This window comes from Neorhizobium populisoli (assembly GCF_019430945.1).
GTDB classification, from domain to species: domain Bacteria; phylum Pseudomonadota; class Alphaproteobacteria; order Rhizobiales; family Rhizobiaceae; genus Neorhizobium; species Neorhizobium populisoli.
Map to the genome: position 1 here is coordinate 327,568 of NZ_JAHYCB010000005.1, position 13,383 is coordinate 340,950.

The 13,383-nt window shown below is 61.3% G+C and carries 13 protein-coding genes; 5 read left to right on the forward strand and 8 right to left on the reverse strand.

The window, feature by feature from the left end; genetic code table 11:
* Nucleotides 1-2 precede the first annotated feature (2 nt).
* From KX729_RS15745 to KX729_RS15780, 8 genes are all read right to left on the reverse strand, one after another.
* Nucleotides 3-875, reverse strand: a complete 873-nt coding sequence (locus tag KX729_RS15745; protein WP_219743733.1) for an SMP-30/gluconolactonase/LRE family protein — start codon at nt 873-875, stop codon at nt 3-5.
* Nucleotides 875-2,077, reverse strand: a complete 1,203-nt coding sequence (locus tag KX729_RS15750) for a mandelate racemase/muconate lactonizing enzyme family protein (protein WP_219743418.1) — start codon at nt 2,075-2,077, stop codon at nt 875-877. The genes KX729_RS15745 and KX729_RS15750 overlap by 1 nt, the downstream gene beginning before the upstream one ends.
* Nucleotides 2,078-2,136: 59 nt before the next feature.
* A complete protein-coding gene (locus tag KX729_RS15755; RefSeq protein WP_219743419.1) occupies nt 2,137-2,982 on the reverse strand; it encodes an ABC transporter permease in 846 nt (281 codons plus the stop codon).
* Between the two features lie 3 nt (nt 2,983-2,985).
* On the reverse strand, nt 2,986-3,885 hold the full coding sequence (locus KX729_RS15760; RefSeq protein ID WP_219743420.1) for an ABC transporter permease: 900 nt from the start codon (nt 3,883-3,885) through the stop codon (nt 2,986-2,988).
* Nucleotides 3,886-3,896: 11 nt separating this feature from the next.
* Nucleotides 3,897-4,964, reverse strand: a complete 1,068-nt coding sequence (locus tag KX729_RS15765; protein ID WP_219743421.1) for an ABC transporter ATP-binding protein — start codon at nt 4,962-4,964, stop codon at nt 3,897-3,899.
* A 95-nt stretch (nt 4,965-5,059) separates the two neighbouring features.
* Nucleotides 5,060-6,250, reverse strand: a complete 1,191-nt coding sequence (locus KX729_RS15770; RefSeq protein WP_219743422.1) for an extracellular solute-binding protein — start codon at nt 6,248-6,250, stop codon at nt 5,060-5,062.
* A 130-nt stretch (nt 6,251-6,380) separates the two neighbouring features.
* Nucleotides 6,381-7,289 (reverse strand): dihydrodipicolinate synthase family protein, encoded by a 909-nt coding sequence (locus KX729_RS15775; RefSeq protein WP_219743423.1) that lies wholly within the window; start codon nt 7,287-7,289, stop codon nt 6,381-6,383.
* A 10-nt stretch (nt 7,290-7,299) separates the two neighbouring features.
* Nucleotides 7,300-7,980, reverse strand: coding sequence for a GntR family transcriptional regulator (locus KX729_RS15780; protein WP_219743424.1), 681 nt, complete (start codon nt 7,978-7,980; stop codon nt 7,300-7,302).
* A gap of 205 nt (nt 7,981-8,185) precedes the next feature.
* Here KX729_RS15780 and araD point away from each other — a divergent pair, with 205 nt between their 5' ends.
* The 5 genes from araD (at nt 8,186) to KX729_RS15805 (ending at nt 13,378) form a co-directional block, all read left to right on the forward strand.
* Entirely contained in the window at nt 8,186-9,916 is a 1,731-nt protein-coding gene (araD, locus tag KX729_RS15785) for an L-arabinonate dehydratase (RefSeq protein ID WP_219743425.1), read from the forward strand.
* A gap of 38 nt (nt 9,917-9,954) precedes the next feature.
* A complete protein-coding gene (locus KX729_RS15790; RefSeq protein WP_219743426.1) occupies nt 9,955-10,680 on the forward strand; it encodes a ribonuclease activity regulator RraA in 726 nt (241 codons plus the stop codon).
* A 294-nt stretch (nt 10,681-10,974) separates the two neighbouring features.
* The gene (locus KX729_RS15795; RefSeq protein WP_219743427.1) at nt 10,975-11,721 is read left to right on the forward strand and encodes a FadR/GntR family transcriptional regulator; all 747 of its coding nucleotides are present in this window, start codon (nt 10,975-10,977) and stop codon (nt 11,719-11,721) included.
* A gap of 37 nt (nt 11,722-11,758) precedes the next feature.
* The gene (locus KX729_RS15800) at nt 11,759-12,733 is read left to right on the forward strand and encodes a sialic acid TRAP transporter substrate-binding protein SiaP (RefSeq protein WP_219743428.1); all 975 of its coding nucleotides are present in this window, start codon (nt 11,759-11,761) and stop codon (nt 12,731-12,733) included.
* Nucleotides 12,734-12,805: 72 nt separating this feature from the next.
* On the forward strand, nt 12,806-13,378 hold the full coding sequence (locus tag KX729_RS15805) for a TRAP transporter small permease (protein WP_219743429.1): 573 nt from the start codon (nt 12,806-12,808) through the stop codon (nt 13,376-13,378).
* Nucleotides 13,379-13,383: the final 5 nt, after the last annotated feature.

The following is a 13,383-nucleotide window of genomic DNA, read 5'->3' on the forward strand; positions in this document are numbered from 1 at the left end:
GCTCAAAATCCTTTCATGCGATAGATCGGCGTGCCGGCAAACGGCGAGGCCGCCACCAGAACCGCGCCGCAGAGGGGGTTCGCATCCAGCTTTTCCTCAGGAAGATAGCGGTGCGACGTCACGACCATCGTCTTGAGATCAGGGCCGCAGAAGCAGGGCATGGTCGGGCTTGGCACCGGCAGCGCATATTTGCCGACAAGCCGGCCATCCGGCGAGTAGCGATTGAGGCAGCCGGCCGAAACGCCGGAGCTCCAGTAAAAGCCTTCCGTATCGACGGCACTGCCATCCGGTCGGCCATCCGCCTCACCGGGTGTCGCGATCCGGGTACCTTCGCCTATTTCGCCCGTCGCGGGATCGAAATCATGCCGGTCGATCCATTGGCCGCCGGAATCGGAATGGTACATGATGCGGCTGTCTGGCGACCAGGAAAGCCCGTTGGATATAACAAGATCACTCTTTTTCAGAACGGGCTTGCCATCTGCGCCGATACGGTAGAGCGCGCCGACGGGTTTCCGCTCCGCCCGCTGATCCATCGTACCGACCCAGAACGCGCCATCCGGTCCGACTTTGCCATCGTTGAGACGATTGGTCTCCAGCTCACCTTCGATTGTCGCAAGCGTCTCGGAAAGACCGGTATCGGGATCGAAGAGGATCAAGTCCCGTGTCCGCGAAACAATCAGCCGGCCGCTCTCGCAAAGCCCGAGCGAACACACGTTTCCGCCCAGTTCCCATTCGTTGACAAACCCCTCACCCAGCCGGATCGCCAGCAGCCGCCCGGTCGGGATATCGCAGAGGAAGACGAGCCCTCGCCTTTCGTCCCAGACCGGGCTTTCGCCCAGTCCGAGGCGAAAATCGCCGAGCGGCTTGAAATGCATCACAGGTCGCTCGCGGCAGTCGTGCGGCGGATGACGTCCGGATTGCTGAGCACGTAATCGCCGAGTTCGAGGCCGAGGCCCGCACCCTGGAACGGATAGATCTGGCCGTTCTCGATACGCGGCATGACCGTGACGAGATCGCGGTACCAAGTCGAGTAATAGGCGCGCACAGATTCTTGGAAGACGGCATTCGGTGCATTCAGCGACAAATGAATCGAGGCGGCGAAGACGACCGGGCCGGTGCAATCATGCGGCGCAATCGGACGCTGGAAGGCTTCGGCCATCGAGGCGATCTTCTTGGCTTCGGAGAGGCCGCCGCACCAGGAAATGTCGAGCATGACGTAATCGACGGCGTTCTTGCGGAGCAGTTCGACGAATTGCGCTCGGGTCGCCAGCGTCTCGCTGGCGCAGACCGGCAGGCCGGAGCGCTGGGCATAGGTCAGAAGCGCTTCGGTGTCCTGCATCTTGATCGGGTCTTCCATCCAGAACGGCCGGAATTCCTTCATTTCACGGGCGATCGCCAACGCGGACGGCAGGTCCCACATGGAATGCAGCTCGACCATCACTTCCATCTTGTTGCCGACCGCATCACGGATCTTGCGGAAGGCTTCCAGCCCCTTGTCGAGGTCGCCGCGATGAATGAAATTGCCGCCGCTTGCGACCGCATAAGGATCGAGCGGCCAGATCTTCATGGCGGTGATGCCCTCGGACAGCAGGCTTTCTGCCAGTTCGCCGGCATTGTTGGTGAAGGCCACCTGGTCGTCGTAAGGCCCCTGCGGTTTGTCCTTGTCGCCGATGTAACGGCGCGAGCCCTGGCTGTTATACGAGTAACCGGCGCAGGTATTGTAGGTGCGGATCGAAGGCCGCGACAGGCCGCCGAGCAGCTGGTGGATCGGCTGGTTCGTGACCTTGCCGAAAATGTCCCAGAGCGCGATATCGACCGCCGAAGCAGCACGAATTTCGACGCCGGAAGACCGGAAGCCCACATAGGTCTCGGTCAGCATTTTCGAAATGCGATCGATCTCCAGAGGGTTCTTGCCGATCAGCGCCGGCGCCACTTCCTTATGCAGATAGGTCGCGACCGAATCCGCCCCGCGAAAGGTTTCGCCGAGGCCGATAATGCCCTCGTCGGTGTGGATACGCAGCCAGATGATGTTGTTGAGGCTGGGAAGCTGGACGGTTTCGAGCGCGGTGATTTTCATGGGACTATCCGGATGAACCTAAAAAGCAAACCGGCGGACGAGCCGCCGGTCCAGGGAGATCAATGAGCCGCAGCCGACTGGTTGCCGCGGGCGACGATCTGCGTCGGGTTGACGAAGCGCAGCGCCACGAGCAGCCAGACGAGCGTCGAGACCATGTAGATGACCGCCATCGCATCGATCGACTGCACGGCCCGCACGCCTGAGGCAAAGACCGAGTAATAGAGCGAAACGACGAGCGTCTGGCTGGTCGGGCCGGCGGTCAGGAAGGTCAGTTCGAACATCGCGACGGTGCGGACGAGAACGAGCAGCAACGACGCCAGAATGCCCGGGATCAACATCGGCATCAGCACGTAGACAAAGAGCTTGAAGGTGCCGGCACCGAAAACGCGGGCCGCGGCCTCCACCTTCGGATCGATCTGCTCGATGAAGGGGATCATCACCAGAATGACGAAAGGCACCGTCGGCACGAGGTTGGCAAGCACCACGCCCCAGAACGTCCCGCCGACATTGAACTGGTAAAGCACGGTCGCCAGCGGAATGCCGAAAGTGATCGGCGGCACAAGAAGCGGCAGCAGGAAAAGCAGCATGACGAGCTTCTTGCCCGGAAAATCCCGCCGCGCCATGGCATAGGCCGCCGTCACGCCGAGCAGGCCGGACAGCGCCACGACCGTGAACGCGATCTGGAAGGTCACGAACAGGACCGGACCGAGCTGGAATTCACGCCAGGCCGAGGCATACCAATTGAAGGTGAAGGCATTCGGCAGCCAGGTGCCGAGCCAGCGCGTGCCGAGCGACGAGACGATGACGGTCGAGATGATGCCGATCACGTTCAGGACGAAGAAGATCGTGAAGGCCCAGACGGCGGTGATCCAGAGTTTTGCTCCGATGGATGTATCGCGGATCATGGCTTAGCCTTTCCCGCCACTGGTGGCGCCACGGTAGAAGAGATTACGAATGACGAGCACGAGCAACACGATGCAGAGCTGCACGACACCCATGATCATGGCGATCGCCGAAGCCATGGTGAAATCGTATTGTTCGAAGGCTGCCTGGGCCGCGGCAATCGAGATGACGCGCGTAGGTCCTGACGGAGCGCCGAGCAGCACCGCCGATGGGAAGACCGCGAAGGCCTGCACGAAAGTCAGGCAGAAGGCGATTGCCAGACCCGGAACCAGGAGCGGCAGCATGACATGCCGGAACCGCTGCCAGGCCGACGCACCATGGGTCGCCGCCGCCTTTTCAAGCCCGGGATCGATACCGGTCACATAGGACAGCGTCAGCAGGAAGGTGAACGGGAAGACCGTGACAACCAGCGACAGGAAGACGCCCCAATAGTTGTTGGTGAGCTTCACCGGCGAGTCGACGATGTGCAGCAGCATCAGCGTGCGGCTGAACCAGCCCTGCGGGCCGAGATAGTTGAGCATGCCCTGCGCCACCAGAACAGTGCCGAGCGTGATCGGCAGCACGAGAATGGTGGTGAGCAGCCGCTGATGCTTCATCAGGCGGACGCGCATCGCAACGGGCACTGCGAAAGCCACGCAAAGAAGCGTCACGGGAACAGCCAGCCGAAGCGTCGCGCCGATCGTGTTGTAGAGATAGGGATCGGAGAAGAAGGCGATGTAATTGGCGAACATCCCGCCTTCGCGGATCGGCGTGAAGGACAGCATCAGCCCGTAAAAGAACGGGTAGATGAAGATCGCCAGGACGAAGATGACCGATGGCAGCAGGAGCAGCGTCACGCCGTCTATGCCGCGCAGCGCGAGCTTCTTGCGAAGCGAAGTGGGTTCGTGATCTGTGATGACGGACATGGTCATGCCCCTCAGGCCGCGAAGACCAGCGCACGCGCCGGATCGATCGAGAGGTTTACCGCGCTGCCGACGTCGGGAGCACGGTCCGCATGGAAGATGATTTCCACGCCATCGGCGGTGCGGGCGATACCGACATATTCGCGGCCGCGATATTCGATGGCCTCGACGGTGACGGGAACGCCGCCTGTGACGCCATCGGCCAGCAGCACGTCATCCGGACGGCCAGCAAGCACGGCGGACGCGCCGGGCTGCAGGTCACCGACGACAGTGCCGGAGACCGAGAAGGAACCGGCAGAAACGGTGGCGCGATCTCCGTCGCGGGAGACGACCTTGCCGGCAAACCGGTTACGGAAGCCCATGAACTCGGCGACATCGAGATGCGCCGGCTTTTCGTAAAGCTCGTGTGGCGTGCCGACCTGACGGATCTGGCCGTCGCGCAGCACCACGATCCGGTCGGCGAGCGACAGCGCCTCGTCCTGGTCGTGGGTGACGTAAATGGTCGTCGCCTTCATCTGATTGTGGATGCGGCGAATTTCGGCGCGCATTTCGAGACGCAGCTTGGCATCAAGGTTGGAGAGCGGCTCGTCCATCAGAACCAGCGGCGGCTCGATGACGATGGCGCGGGCGATCGCCACGCGCTGCTGCTGACCGCCGGAAAGCTGGCCCGGAAGCTTGTCCGCATGGCCCTGCAGGCGTACCAGCTTGATGGCTTCCTCGACCTTGGTGTCGATCTCCGATTGCGGCCGGCCGCGCATCTTCAGGCCGAAGCCGATATTCTTGCGCACGCTCATATGCGGGAAGAGCGCATAGTTCTGGAAGACCATACCAAAGCCGCGATCCTCGGGCTTGAACTGGTCGATCCTTTTGTCGTCAATAAAGATGCCGCCGCCGGTGGTGGACAGCAGTCCGGCGATGCAGTTGAGCGCCGTGGACTTGCCGCAGCCGGACGGGCCGAGCAGAGCGATGAACTCGCCCTTCTTGATGGAAAGGCTGATCTCGCGCAGCGCATTCAGAGCGCCGAATGCACGGCTCATTTTTTCGAGACGGATTTCATTGAATGGCATGGATGCGAGCTGCATCGATCGACCTCATCATGGGGAAGTAGCATGGCCCGCTGGAACTCCGCGCGTCCGAAAAGACGCGCGAAGACCATGTCTTGGGCAGTTTTAGTTTATTACTTTGCGACGGCCGCGACTTCTTCGTCCCAGCGGCGGAAGGCAGCAACGAGCGCTTCCGGCTCGAGCGGCAGTTCGACCGGGTTGTTGGCGATCCAGCCTTCGTATTCCTTGCGGCCGAATTCTGCGATCGCGTCTTGGCTGGCCTTCGGAGCCATCGAGAGCGGCACGTCCTTCACCGCCGGACCCGGATAGAAATAACCCTGGTCGTAGGTGAAAGCCTGCTGTGCCGGCTGCAGCATGAAGGTGATCATGTCGAGGATGACGGCCAGCTTCTCATCCGAAATACCCTTCGGAACGCTGAGATAATGCGCGTCGCAGACCCAGTGGAAACCTTCGAGCGTGCCGACGGCCGCTTCCTTCGGCACGACGCCGAGAACGCGCGGGTTGATGTCCCAGCCCGTCGTGGTGACGGTCATGTCGCGGGTGCCCTCGCCGAATTCCTTCATCAGAGCGCCGGTGCCGGCCGGGTAATATTCGATGTTCTTGTGCAGTTCCTTGAGGTAGGCCCAGGTCTTGTCCCAGCCCTTGACCGGATCCTTCGGATTGCTGTCCTTCAGGAGGTAGGGCAGGCCCATCAGGAAGGTGCGGCCCGGACCGGAGTTTGCCGGACGTGCGTAGATGAACTTGTTCGGGTTCTGTTTGGTCCAGTCGAGAAGCTGTTCGGCAGTCTTCGGAACGGTCTTCACCTTGGCCGGCATGTAGCCGAGCAGCGGGCCGGACGGGTAGTAGCTGATGGTGACGCCGCGGCCCTTGGACAATTCCTGCATGCGGTAGGCAGGTTCCTGATAGATCGCCTTGAGGTCCGGCAGGCCGGTGTCCTTCATGGACGCGATATCGACCCACATGTCCTGCGCAAGACCGGCCGAAAGAGCGTCCGGGCCGATGATGACGAGATCGATGTCGAGGCGCTTGGCAGCCTGCTGGGCCTTGATCTTGCCCGGCAGTTCCGGCGAGGTCGCCTTGTTGAACGTCATGCGCGAAACGAGGTTCGGCTTGGCGGCGGCATAGGCATCAAAGGCCGGCTGCGTCAGCGCGAGGTTGCCAGCGGCATCGACGATGTTCAGCGTCACCGGCGACTTCGGCAGCGGCAGGCCCGCGGCCATGGCGCGCACGGAAGACAGCGTCATCGCGGCGGTACCGGCAGCGGCTACTCCGAGAAAGCCGCGGCGCGAAAATTTCGGGTTCATTCTAAATCCTCCACAACAAACCTGACTTGAACTTTTCCGGCGCAGGCATGCCGGCATCGATAAACCTCCCCTAGAGCGCCGTGCGTCCTATCGGACGCACAAAAGGTGCTCTAAGTCTTTGAACCTACGCTTATGCGGCGACGGGTTCCCAGCTTGCGAGAAGCTGCTGAAGCTGCTTGCGGTCTGCATCGTCGAGGGCCGGCACGCCCGGCAGACGCACCGGACCGACATCCTCGCCGCGCATCATCAGCGCTTCCTTGACGACGGTGACATTGGCGCCGTTGTTGAACTTGGTGCGCAGCACTTCGAAGCCGGCAATCTTGCTGACCAGAGCGCGGGCCTTGGCATAATCGCCCGCTTCCAGCGCGTTCCAGACGGCCAGCGAACGGCCCGGATCGACATTGACGAGGCCCGACGTGAAGCCCTTGGCGCCGAGCGCGTAGAAAGGTGCCGCCCAACCTTCCGCCAGACCGCAGATCCAGACCGCGTCGGTGCCTTCCGTGGCGCGAACGCATTCGGAAAACAGCATCATGTCGGTCGAGGCGAACTTGACGCCGGCAATGTTCGGATGGGTCGCGATACGGGCAATATCCGCGACGCCGATGGCATTCGAACGGACGTAAGCTACGAGCGGCAGTTCCGAGGCTTCGGCAATCGCGATGAAGTAGTCGGCCTGCGCCTTCGGAGCAGCAAACGGATCGAGTGGGTGATGCACCATCACGCCGTCGCAGCCTTCGCGCTTGGCGGACTTGGCGGTCGCGATCGCCTCGCCGATCGAACGACCGGCAGCAGCCGTCACCACCGTCTTGCCTTCGACGGCAGCGACGCAGATCGCCTGAAGACGCAGCACTTCCTCGTGCTGCAGGCTGTAGAATTCGCCGGTATTGCCGCCGCAGACGATGTTGTGAATGCCGGCATCGGCGATGCGGCGAATGATCCTGCCGGTCAGCTGCGGCTCGATGGCGCCAGCCTGGTCGTAAGCTGTCACATGGACACCAGAAATGCCCGTGAGGACACGTTTGTAATCGCGGATATTCATGTCCGATTTCCTAGTTTTCGGCTTGCACGCGGATGAGATGTTTCTCGCCCGAGCGAATGACGTGATCGCGCATCAACCGTTCGGCGAGTTCCGCGTCGTGGCTGGCGATGGCGTCGGCGATGGCCTCATGTTCCTCGACAGCCTGAAAGCGCTCACGCTCTTCCGACAGCACGATGAGACGGGCCGTTTGAGTGTAGATATTCTGCCCACTCTGGAGACGGCGCAGATATCCGCAGCCGGACGCCTCGTGGATGACATTGTGAAAACGTTCATTGAGAGCGATCAGCTCGAGGACATCCACCGTTTCGAGCCCCGCACGCATCTCGACGATCAGAGTGCGCAATTGGGTGACTTGCGCCTTGGTGACGTGCTTGGCCGCCTGCCGGGCGATCATGCTTTCGATCGCCGCACGCGCCAGCATCATCTCTTCCGCCTGGGCGGCATCGAAGGTGACATAGATGCCGCGACGGGCCTCGGAACGCACAAGCCCTTCCGCCTCCAGCACCCGCAGCGCTTCCTTGAGAGGAGTCGTGCTGATGCCGAGCTGGCTTGCGAGCTGACGTTCGTTGAGCTTGTCGCCACCCTTCAGCTTGCCCGAGATGATCGCATCCCGAACCAGGCCGTAAACGTGGTCGCGCAGGCTCTTCAAAAACACCGGCTCGACGGGCAGAAGCGTGTCCTCGCCTCCCATTCAGTTCCTCCAATTCCCTCTTCTCGGCCGGTGATCTAGCACCTGAAATTTGATATATCAAGCAAGAAATCTGAAATTTGATATATCAATTTGCCGCGAGCATGTTTAAGTTTGCGCTCAGTTGGAAGGAGGTCCAACTCGGCGATCAGCGCGAATATGTGTATGATCGCTGATGCTAGGGCAGGAAAATCTGGAAACATCTTAAATGACAAAAGCAGCAGCCAGTCTCCGCAGCGCGCGTTGGTTCGCGCCGGATGATCTCCGTTCGTCGGGACATCGCTCCCGCATGATGCAGATGGGTTACGACGAGAAGGATTGGGGCAAGAAGCCGATCATCGCGATCCTCAATACCTGGTCGGACCTCAATGCCTGCCATTCCCATTTCAAGGAGCGCGTCGAGCATGTGAAGCGCGGCGTGCTGCAGGCGGGCGGCTTTCCGGTCGAGCTACCGGTCCAGTCGCTGTCCGAAAGCGCGCTGAAGCCGACCTCGATGCTCTACCGCAACTTCCTCGCCATGGAGGCCGAGGAATTGCTGCGCGCGCATCCGGTCGATGGCGCCGTATTGATGGGCGGCTGCGACAAGACCACCCCAGCGCTGGTCATGGGCGCGATCAGCGCCGGTTTCCCGATGATCTTCCTGCCCGCCGGCCCGATGTTGCGCGGCAACTACAAGGGCGAATGGCTGGGCTCCGGCTCCGACGCCTGGAAATACTGGGACGAGCGCCGCGCCGGCAATATTTCCGAAGAGCAATGGACCGGCGTCGAGGAAGGCATTGCCCGTTCCTACGGCCACTGCATGACCTTCGGCACCGCCAGCACGATGACGGCGATCGCCGAGTCGCTCGGTCTCACCCTGCCGGGTGCAAGCTCCATTCCGGCCGCCGACGTCAACCACATGCGCATGAGCACGCGTTGCGGCCGCCGCATCGTCGAAATGGTCTGGGACGACCTGACGCCGGACAAGATCATCACGGCCGACTCCGTCCACAACGCCACAACCGTCGCGATGGCCACCGGCTGTTCCACCAATGCCGTTGTCCACCTGATCGCCATGGCACGGCGTGCCGGCGTGCCGCTGACGCTCGACGATCTCGACAAGGCCGGCCGCACCACCCCCGTTGTCGCCAACATCCGCCCGACCGGCGACAAATACCTGATGGAAGACTTCTATTACGCCGGTGGCCTGCGCGCCCTGATGGCGGAGATCAAGGACCTCCTGAAGCTCGACGCCATGACGGTCAGCGGCTTTCCTCTCGGCGAAACGCTGAAAGGTGCTGAAGTCTACAACAGCGACGTCATCCGGCCGCTGTCGGATCCGATCTATCCGGAAGGCTCGCTCGCCGTCCTCAAGGGCAATCTCGCCCCGGATGGCTGCGTCATGAAACCGTCCGCCTGCGAGCCGCGCCTGCGCGTCCATGAAGGCCCTGCCCTCGTGTTCGACAGCTATCCGGAAATGAAGGCTGCGATCGACCGCGAAGACCTCGACGTCACCGCCGATCACGTGCTGATCCTGCGCGGCGCCGGCCCCAAGGGCGGTCCCGGCATGCCGGAATGGGGCATGCTGCCGATCCCGAAGAAGATCCTCAAGCAGGGCTATCGCGACATGCTGCGCATTTCCGATGCCCGCATGTCCGGCACCAGCTACGGTGCCTGCATCCTGCATGTCGCACCGGAATCGCATGTCGGCGGCCCGCTCTCGCTGGTCCGCACCGGCGACATCATCCGCGTCGACCTGCCGAACCGTTCGATCGACATGCTGGTGGACGAGGCAACGCTCGCAAAGCGTAAAGCCGAATGGAAGGCCCCGGCCGACAAATATGAGCGCGGCTATGGCTGGATGTTCTCCAAACACATCAAGCAGGCCAATGACGGCTGCGATTTCGACTTCCTCGAAAGCCAGTTCGGCAAGACCGCCGGCGAACCAGACATCTTCTAAACCGCCATCTCTGAAAAGTATTCTCCAGGGGAGACCCCATGACCGACTACGTTCTTTCCGACGCCACCCGCCAGAAATACGAGGGCGTCAGCTGCGCGACACTCTGCACCGCGCTGTTCAAGCGCGGCCTGCGCAACCAGTTCATCCAGGGTGTCCAGCCGCTGTCCCACAAGCCGAAGAACATGGTGGGCCAGGCCTTCACGCTGCGTTACATCCCGGCCCGTGAGGACCTGAACCAGCTCACCGTCTTCCAGAACCCGCAGCATCCGCAGCGCGCCGCCGTCGAGCAGTGCCCGCCCGGCCATGTCATGGTGATGGACAGCCGCAAGGATGCCCGCGCCGCTTCGGCCGGCTCCATCCTCGTCTCGCGCCTTATGGTGCGCGGCGTCGCCGGCGTCGTCACCGACGGCGGTTTTCGCGACAGCCCGGAGATCGCAGAACTTGCCATGCGCTCCTACCACAGCCGCCCGTCGGCCCCGACCAACCTGACACTCCATCAGGCGCTCGACATCAACGTGCCGATCGGCTGCGGTGATGTCGCGGTGTGGCCGGGAGACGTAGTGATCGGCGACAATGAAGGCGTCGTCATCGTGCCGGCAAACATTGCCGACGAGATCGCCGACGAGGCCGTCGAAATGACCGCCTTCGAGGATTTCGTTACCGAGGAAGTGCTCAAAGGTCGTTCGATCATCGGCCTCTATCCGCCGACCAAGGAAGAGTCGAAGGCCGATTTCGCCAAATGGCGTCAGGCCAACGGCCGGTAAAACACCATAGTCGGCTAAAAATCTGGGAGTTGCTGATACCCCAGCGTGGCCACACGCCGGGGTATTTGTTTGCCGAACGACCACGGATCGACGGATGCCTGATAAAGCCATCCAACTGTTTCCGCTGCACAATCAGTCCGCGTGCCTATTATTCTTCATAACATTCCCGTCATGCGATCAATGACCAATGCATACCGTTGACATTTCTTTATAGGGATTTATAAATACGCCTTAACTGGTAAGACCAGTTGACCAATGGCGCCCAGGGGAGAACGGGCGCCTGGGAGGGATCAAATGTTTTCGGTCGTCGAACCGCGCCGCCTTTATCGGCAGGCCGCGGAACAGATGCGTGCGCTTATCGAACGGGGCGAATTCGCTGTCGGCGATCGCTTGCCGGCAGAGCGTGACCTTGCCGAAATGCTCGGAGTTTCCCGACCGACCGTGCGTGAAGCGCTGATCGTGCTTGAAGTCGAAGGGCTGATCACCATCCGCATGGGTTCCGGCGTCTATGTCTGCCCGCGCAAATCCGCTCCATCGGCATCCGCCGCACCGGACAATATCGAAGGCCCATTCGAACTGCTGCGCGCCCGCGCATTGGTCGAATGCGCCATCGTTGAGGAAGCAGCCCGGCTCGCCCGGCCTGACCACATTACCATTCTCGACCAGAATCTGGCCGCGATGCGCAACGTGCTGGACGACCGCAGCGAAGCGCTCCGGCTCGACCGCGAGTTTCACACCGCCGTCACCAGCATCGTCGCCAATGCAACCCTCGAACGCCTCGTCGGCGATCTGCATGACCAGCGCCTAACGCCTTACTTCGAGAAGCTCGCCGATCATTTCGAGAACCGCTACACTTGGGGCAGCGCGCTCGACGAGCATCGCCTGATCCGCGACGCCATCGCCGCCGGAGACCCGGCCCGCGCCCGCGAGGCGATGCGCAGCCATCTCGAACTGTCGCAGCAGAGATTTTCCAGAAGCTTCGGAGAGGAGCCCATGGACAAGACGCTTTCGCCAGCCCGCAGGCCGGCAAGAGCGACCTGAACTACCCGCATTTCACGTCAACTGGGAGGATGAAGACATGAAACTGAAACTCACGACAATTCTCGGCGCAACCGCTGCCGTCCTGGTATCGGCCTTCGCCGCACAGGCGCAGACAGCCCTCAAATGGGCGCACGTCTACGAAACCTCCGAGCCCTTCCACACCGAGTCGGTCTGGGCGGCGCAGGAAATCGGCAAGCGCACCAACGGCCGCTACAAGATCGACGTTTTCCCGGCTTCGCAGCTCGGCAAGGAAGCCGATATCAACCAGGGCCTCAAGCTCGGCACGGTCGATATCATCATTTCCGGCTCCAGCTTTGCGGCCCGCGAATATCCGCCGATCGGCGTCACCTACTATCCCTACATCTTCCGCGACGCGAGCCACCTGATCGCCTACACCAAGAGCGACGTCTTCAAGCGTCTCGCCAAGGGTTACGAGGATGCGTCCGGCAACCATATCGCCGCCGTCACCTACTACGGCACGCGCCACACGACGGCCAACAAGCCGATCGCCAAATGCGCTGACCTGAAGGGCGTAAAGATGCGCGTTCCGGACGTTCCGGCCTATCTCGCCATGCCGCGCGCCTGCGGCGCCAACACAACCCCGATCGCTTTCGCCGAAGTCTATCTGGCCCTCCAGAACGGCACCGTCGAAGCGCAGGAAAACCCGCTGACCACGATCGAGGCCAAGAAGTTCTACGAAGTCCAGAAGAACATCATTCTGTCCGGTCACATCGTCGACCACCTGAACACTGTCATCTCCAAGAGCCTGTGGTCGAAGCTGTCCGACGAGGACAAGAAGATCTTCGGCGACGTCATGGCTGAAGCCGCCGAACGCGGCACTAAGCTGATCGAGAAGCGCGAAAACGAACTCGTCGCCCAGTTCAAGAGCCAGGGCATCAATGTGACCGAAGTCGACAAGGCCGACTTCGAGAAGAACGTCGTCGAAAAGGTGAAGATGGAAGACTTCGGCTACAAGAAGGCCGATTGGGAAGCCATCCGCGCCATCAAGTAATTTCAAGACGATAGAGCCGGCCTTCGGCCTGAGGGCCGGCTTTCCTTTCCCGCAATTGCCGGAAGACCGATCATGTCGAAAGAAATCCATACGCAGATTACAGCGGAGGAACTCGCCCATTCCTTCGAGGACACCGCGCCAACCGCGCATGTGTCCGATTATGCCATCGAGGACTGGGTGACCCTCATCATCTTCTGGCTGATGACCGGCTGCGTCTTCCTGCAGTTCTTCACCCGTTACGTCCTGAACGATTCCTATGCCTGGACCGAAGAAATCGCCATCAACTGCCTGATCGGCGTCGTCTTCTTGGGCTCCGTGATGTGCGTGCGCATCTCCCGCCATATCCAGGTGGACGTGCTCTATCACTACCTGCCGCATGGCGTCGCCCGCGCGCTCGCGATCTTCGTCGATCTCGTCCGCATGGCCTTCTTCGCTTACGCCTGCTGGCTGATGTGGCGTTACGTCGAGGTCGTCGCGCATGAGCGCATGGTCACAGTCGACCTGCCGCGCAACATCGTTTTCTACAGCGTGATGGCCGCCTTCGTCCTCATGCTCCTCCGTTCCATCCAGGTCTTCGTCGGCAATCTGCGCCGCGGTTATTCCGTTCTTGAGCGGCCTGAAATGTTCCAGAAAGCCGAGGACTGATCCCC

Coding starts and splice junctions, on each gene's coding strand:
- KX729_RS15745 (WP_219743733.1), bottom strand. CDS start 875: ATGCATTTCAAGCCGCTCGGCGATTTTCGCCTCGGACTGGGCGAAAGC.
- KX729_RS15750 (WP_219743418.1), bottom strand. CDS start 2,077: ATGAAAATCACCGCGCTCGAAACCGTCCAGCTTCCCAGCCTCAACAAC.
- KX729_RS15755 (WP_219743419.1), bottom strand. CDS start 2,982: ATGATCCGCGATACATCCATCGGAGCAAAACTCTGGATCACCGCCGTC.
- KX729_RS15760 (WP_219743420.1), bottom strand. CDS start 3,885: ATGTCCGTCATCACAGATCACGAACCCACTTCGCTTCGCAAGAAGCTC.
- KX729_RS15765 (WP_219743421.1), bottom strand. CDS start 4,964: ATGCAGCTCGCATCCATGCCATTCAATGAAATCCGTCTCGAAAAAATG.
- KX729_RS15770 (WP_219743422.1), bottom strand. CDS start 6,250: ATGAACCCGAAATTTTCGCGCCGCGGCTTTCTCGGAGTAGCCGCTGCC.
- KX729_RS15775 (WP_219743423.1), bottom strand. CDS start 7,289: ATGAATATCCGCGATTACAAACGTGTCCTCACGGGCATTTCTGGTGTC.
- KX729_RS15780 (WP_219743424.1), bottom strand. CDS start 7,980: ATGGGAGGCGAGGACACGCTTCTGCCCGTCGAGCCGGTGTTTTTGAAG.
- araD (WP_219743425.1), top strand. CDS start 8,186: ATGACAAAAGCAGCAGCCAGTCTCCGCAGCGCGCGTTGGTTCGCGCCG.
- KX729_RS15790 (WP_219743426.1), top strand. CDS start 9,955: ATGACCGACTACGTTCTTTCCGACGCCACCCGCCAGAAATACGAGGGC.
- KX729_RS15795 (WP_219743427.1), top strand. CDS start 10,975: ATGTTTTCGGTCGTCGAACCGCGCCGCCTTTATCGGCAGGCCGCGGAA.
- KX729_RS15800 (WP_219743428.1), top strand. CDS start 11,759: ATGAAACTGAAACTCACGACAATTCTCGGCGCAACCGCTGCCGTCCTG.
- KX729_RS15805 (WP_219743429.1), top strand. CDS start 12,806: ATGTCGAAAGAAATCCATACGCAGATTACAGCGGAGGAACTCGCCCAT.